This is a genomic window from Faecalicoccus sp., assembly GCF_036552745.1.
Taxonomy (GTDB): Bacteria; Bacillota_I; Bacilli_A; order Erysipelotrichales; family Erysipelotrichaceae; genus Faecalicoccus.
In genome coordinates this window covers 1-5,026 of record NZ_JAXKBY010000081.1, presented here as the reverse complement: position 1 = coordinate 5,026, position 5,026 = coordinate 1, and the positions used below count along the sequence as shown (strand labels likewise).

The window sequence follows — 5,026 nt, the reverse complement described above, 5'->3', positions numbered from 1 at the left end:
TGGAGGATATATAGTATATGAGAAAATGTATTCGTTGTAATTGTGAAATGAAAGAAGAATATGGGCTAAAAATTTCAGCTGTTTTAGCAGGAGTTGCACCAATTATTCTTTCAAAAGGACAAGGAACTTTTAGTGAAGATCTAGGAAAAATAAAAGCGGCAGTATGTCCTTATTGTGGTGAAGTTAGTCTTTATATTGATGATTTAAAATCAATAAAATAAGCATAAACGGAATAAAAAATAAAAGGCACCAGAATCATCTAATACCTTTTTAAAAGTATTGTGTTGTCCTTTATTCATTGAAGCATAGATTCTTCTTCAGAATTTAGAATTTATAAAACATAGGGTAAAAATAAATGTATAATATCTCTATAAATTGGAATTTGTAGAGTTCTTATTGCTTTATGTAATATCTATAGACAATTGTAATCAGAGATGTATATATTTGGGATTAGAGCTTTTTAGAGGGAAATTAAAGATCTTAGTGTTACTGACATTTGCTGACGATTTGTCATATTGTCATATTATAGATGATAGTAGTAATGCCAAGATGGATAAGCATTTATACATTTATATAAGTTGTGGCCGGGTGAGAGACTATAAACGCTCACATTTAAATATTGCTGACAATCAACAGTAAAACTTACCAAATATGTAATTGAGGAGTAGAAATACTCCTTATTTTTTTGCAAACAAATAAGGACTAGGGAGGATAAATTATTATAATAATAAATCAAAAAGTTCCACTTTATCTTTTTTACATACTGCATAAAAGTCCATATATGCATCTTCATCAATGATTGGAATATTGATTCGATTTTTAACGGAATTTACATTCATACTTATATTTGTAACGAAACTAGGAATTGATGAATACTCCGCAATTTCTTTTAATTCATTAGGATCACTTTGTTTTAAGAAACGCGATTTATTCATATGTTTGTCTAAAATGCTAGTCCAACACCCTATATCTGAAGATAAAAGGAAAGTTTGACCATCTATATCACTAAAGTGAATGCTTTCTTTAAATCTTGATAAAAAATGCGTTTCAGGGACTGAAACATACAGATGTTCGGTCATTACCTTTCTGCATATCACATTATCAATGCTTATCGAGTTATTAATAAAGACGATATCATAGATATTGTTTAAAAGATTCTTTAAAAGATCTTTTTCACCTTCTGTTGAAATGGAAATCTTTTTATTCAAACTGGTTGGCGCAAACAATGAAGGAAATTTGAACATTGGGCCAGGGGCTGTTAAGCCTATATTTAAACTTTGATTTTTCTCTTTTAAATCTTTTGCCTTAGTTTCTAATTTATTGATCATCATCATGATATCTTTGGCATAATAAAGAATTTCTTTACCATCATCATTGAGTGTAATCTTATTTCCGGTTCTGTCAAAAATAATAAGATCAAGTTCAGCTTCAAGTTTTTGCATTGCCTTAGATAAAGACGGTTGCGATAAGTGTAAAATTTCACTGGATTTCAATAGTGAACCTGTCTCTGAAAAAACGATAAGATAGGATAAAAGCTGGGAATCGATCATATTAACACCTCTTTCAGTATTCGATTTTATTATACTATCTTTCTAAATCGATATAAACGTTTTAAACATTGACATATTACAATGCAAGTGGAGGTGATGAAGATGAAGACGCTTATAGCTTATTTTAGTTGGTCAAACAACACCAAAAAGCTGGTTGATAAGATCAATGAAAAGAAAAAGTATGATGTTATTCGAATCGAAAGAGCGATTCCTTATTCCGATGACTATGACATCTGTGCTTACAAAGAAGCGAAAGAAGAAGTAAACAAAAAGATTCATCCAGCAATCAAGCCGTTGGACATTGATTTTGGCAACTACGATCAGATTTTGCTGTTTTTCCCAATTTGGTGGTATACATTTCCAATGCCGATTGCCACATTTATTGAATCCATTAAAGGTTATAAAGGAAAAGTGTATATTTTTGCCAACAGTTATACTAATGATCCGCAATATATGATCAATAGCATGAAAGATCTTAGAAAGATTGATCAAAATATCGAGTTTAAAGAAGGATTATTCAACAAAAGCGAAGAAGAACACATTCAATTTATAGAAAGCGAGGAAATTTAGAATGGAAACAATGAAACTTTATAATGGTGTAGAGGTTCCTGCTAACGGATTTGGTGTTTATCAAGTCAGTAAAGAAGACTGTAAAGAAAGTGTCTTAACAGCCTTAAAGACAGGTTATCGTCATATTGATACAGCGCAATCTTATTTCAATGAGAGCGAAGTGGGAGAAGCTTTAAAAGAAAGTGATGTTCCAAGAAAAGAGATCTTCTTAACGACTAAAGTTTGGATCGATAATTATGGAGAGGGTAAGACCTATGATTCGGTCGTAGAGTCTTTAAAAAAATTGCAAACAGATTATTTAGATCTTATTCTTTTGCATCAGCCGGTGGGTGATTATTATGCGGCTTATCGTGATCTTGAAAAGTTATACGAAGAAGGTAAAGTACGGGCAATCGGTGTGTCAAACTTTTATCCAGACCGGTTAGTTGATTTATGTATGTTTGCCAAGATCAAACCAATGGTCAATCAAATCGAAGTAAATGTCTTTAATCAACAGGTCGAAGCCAAGAAATGGGCCGACAAATATGGTGTTGTTATTGAAGCTTGGGCGCCGTTTGCGGAAGGTAGAAACAACATGTTCCACAATGAGGTTTTACAAGCAATCGGAGAAAAACATAATAAAAGTGTAGCTCAAGTGATTCTTAGATGGTTGTATCAAAGAGGCATCGTATCTTTGGCTAAATCTGTGCACGAAGAAAGAATCAAAGAAAACTTTGATATCTATTTGTTTGAACTCGATAATGATGATATGAAGAAAATTGAAACGCTTGATACCAAGACATCTTCTTTCTTCAGCCATCAAGATCCAGGCATTATCGAATGGTTTGGTCAACTGATCCAGGAAAGAAGACAATAAGATGTTAAAGAAATTTATATCATTGCTTACCGCTATTTTGATGACCTTCTCTTTATGTGCCTGCAGCACAGATGAAAGTGTTGAAGAAACCAGCACGCACAGTAATGAAATAAACGCAATTGTCGTTTATTATTCAGCTACAGGAAACACAGAAAAAGTAGCCCAAACAATTTCAGATCACTTCGATATTCCTATCTATGAATTAGAACCTGTGGACCCTTATAGCGAAGAGGATCTAAATTACAGTGATGAGCAAAGTCGAGTTTCTATTGAACACGAAGAACATATAAATGGGGATTTAGAAGTTGAACTTACAACGACTGATTTTGATGAATTTAGCGATGCCGATTATATCTTTTTAGGAGCTCCTGTTTGGTGGCAAGAACTGAGTTGGGTTGTCGAAGATTTTGTGAAAGAAAATGATTTCTCGGATAAGACGATCATTCCATTTGCGACATCTGCATCATCTGATTTCAATCTCGATAACTTAACTCCGCTTGCGACTAATGCCGATTGGGGCGAAGCAAGAAGATTTAGTTCAAATGTCGATGAAGATGAGATCATCGAATGGCTGAACGAACTCAACCTAAGTTGAAAAGAAAACGCAGGAGGTCAGCAATATGAAGTGTAATAACAAGGGAGTCTTTGAAAAACAAAACGTATTTGGTATGGGTGAGGCAAATACGACATATGCTAAATATTTTATCGGGGAATCATTTTTGAATCCCTTAACCGATCCTCAAAGTGACCTTTTCGCTGCTAACGTTACCTTTGAACCGGGTTGTCGAAATAACTGGCATATTCATCATTCGACAAAAGGTGGCGGACAGCTCCTTCTTTGTACCGCTGGTGAAGGTTGGTATCAGGAAGAAGGAAAATCTGCAGTCGGGTTAAAAGCTGGAAGTGTTGTAATGATTCCGCCAAATGTTAAACATTGGCACGGAGCAAAAAAAGATAGCTGGTTCTCTCATATCGCCATAGAAGTACCGGGTGAAAACTGCGACAACGAGTGGTGTGAACCTGTAACGGAAGAAGAGTATAATAAGCTGTAGGGAGGTATTAGATATGGCTATAAAACAAACGGCAGGAAGAGATTCTTTGGGAGAATTTGCCCCTAAATTTGCTGAGCTTAATGATGATGTGCTTTTTGGGGAAGTGTGGAGTCGAGAGGATAAACTGTCACTTAGAGATCGATCGTTGGTTACCGTAGTTGCTCTCATGGCTCAGGGACTAACAGATGAATCTTTTCGTTATCATTTAATGAGTGCCAAGAAAAACGGCATTACACGTGAAGAAATTGCTGAGATCATTACTCATGCTGCGTTCTATTGCGGCTGGCCTAAGGCCTGGGCGGTGTTCCGTATGGCAAAAGAAGTCTGGAGCGATAAAGAATAAGGAATCTTTAATCATTCGATTTTGAATAAAACAATCTAAGCACGCTAGTAGCACGCAAAACTCTTTAAATAGCCTTTATTTAAGGGACTACACAGTTAACAAAACGTTAATTTTTGGGAATATTCAAAACAATTCAAAAAAACTCAAGTCGCTCAAAGCCTTTATTTATCGGCTCAAATACGATTTGAGTTTTTTTGTGTTTATAGAGTTTTTAAACGGTAAGCAACACGTATGCGACACAGTAATTATTCTTGCCCAAAAACAACGTTTTAGAATAGAGTAGTTTGTCTTTTCTTGTAATTTATAATTTAACTTTTGTAAAGAAACCTAATTATGATTTTCGCTTAACCTCCAATTTGTTGACATAGCCTTTTAAGTGATCGCAAATTTAAAAAGATCTTCTTTTCGTATTTGACGAATAAAAAAGTAACTAGCTTGTCCTCTCAATCTTTTCATAATCAGTAACAGGAATTCTTGTGAGTCCATTCCCTGATATTCCTTCTGTAATGTAAACAGAGCATTATATCGGTTGATGTATTTGCTGGACACTCCCCGGTAAAACCGATACTGCTCCTTGATCATGGAATGGAATGAATTGACATTGTTCAGATGATTGACTGCATCGTATTTACTGTAGGCATTCAAAACTTTGTTG

Annotated in this window: 5 protein-coding genes and 3 pseudogenes; 6 read left to right on the top strand and 2 right to left on the bottom strand. The window is 34.6% G+C overall.

Annotated features, from left to right (window positions below; translation table 11 throughout):
• The first annotated feature begins 47 nt into the window (after positions 1–47).
• The gene (locus U0M88_RS04075; RefSeq protein WP_331868989.1) at positions 48–221 is read left to right on the top strand and encodes a hypothetical protein; all 174 of its coding nucleotides are present in this window, start codon (positions 48–50) and stop codon (positions 219–221) included.
• A gap of 498 nt (positions 222–719) precedes the next feature.
• On the opposite strand, the gene U0M88_RS04070 is transcribed toward U0M88_RS04075, so the two are convergent.
• Entirely contained in the window at positions 720–1,550 is an 831-nt protein-coding gene (locus tag U0M88_RS04070) for a LysR family transcriptional regulator (protein ID WP_331868988.1), read from the bottom strand.
• 102 nt (positions 1,551–1,652) lie between these two features.
• Between U0M88_RS04070 and U0M88_RS04065 the strand changes: the two genes are divergently transcribed.
• The 5 genes and pseudogenes from U0M88_RS04065 to U0M88_RS04045 all read left to right on the top strand — a co-directional run.
• Positions 1,653–2,120 (top strand): flavodoxin, encoded by a 468-nt coding sequence (locus U0M88_RS04065; protein ID WP_035403756.1) that lies wholly within the window; start codon positions 1,653–1,655, stop codon positions 2,118–2,120.
• A 1-nt stretch (position 2,121) separates the two neighbouring features.
• Complete coding sequence (locus U0M88_RS04060) at positions 2,122–2,976, top strand: aldo/keto reductase (RefSeq protein ID WP_331868987.1); 855 nt, start codon at positions 2,122–2,124, stop codon at positions 2,974–2,976.
• 1 nt (position 2,977) lies between these two features.
• Complete coding sequence (locus U0M88_RS04055) at positions 2,978–3,571, top strand: flavodoxin (RefSeq protein WP_331868986.1); 594 nt, start codon at positions 2,978–2,980, stop codon at positions 3,569–3,571.
• Positions 3,572–3,626: 55 nt separating this feature from the next.
• Positions 3,627–4,028 (top strand): annotated as a pseudogene (locus U0M88_RS04050) (cupin domain-containing protein); the annotation flags it as partial.
• A 13-nt stretch (positions 4,029–4,041) separates the two neighbouring features.
• Positions 4,042–4,368: pseudogene (locus tag U0M88_RS04045) on the top strand (carboxymuconolactone decarboxylase family protein); the annotation flags it as partial.
• Between the two features lie 375 nt (positions 4,369–4,743).
• Here U0M88_RS04045 and U0M88_RS04040 read toward each other — a convergent pair.
• Positions 4,744–5,026 (bottom strand): annotated as a pseudogene (locus U0M88_RS04040) (hypothetical protein); the annotation flags it as partial.

Bases quoted from the DNA above. Each gene is read 5' to 3' on its own strand.
- U0M88_RS04075 (WP_331868989.1), top strand. From the start codon at position 48: ATGAAAGAAGAATATGGGCTAAAAATTTCAGCTGTTTTAGCAGGAGTT.
- U0M88_RS04070 (WP_331868988.1), bottom strand. From the start codon at position 1,550: ATGATCGATTCCCAGCTTTTATCCTATCTTATCGTTTTTTCAGAGACA.
- U0M88_RS04065 (WP_035403756.1), top strand. From the start codon at position 1,653: ATGAAGACGCTTATAGCTTATTTTAGTTGGTCAAACAACACCAAAAAG.
- U0M88_RS04060 (WP_331868987.1), top strand. From the start codon at position 2,122: ATGGAAACAATGAAACTTTATAATGGTGTAGAGGTTCCTGCTAACGGA.
- U0M88_RS04055 (WP_331868986.1), top strand. From the start codon at position 2,978: ATGTTAAAGAAATTTATATCATTGCTTACCGCTATTTTGATGACCTTC.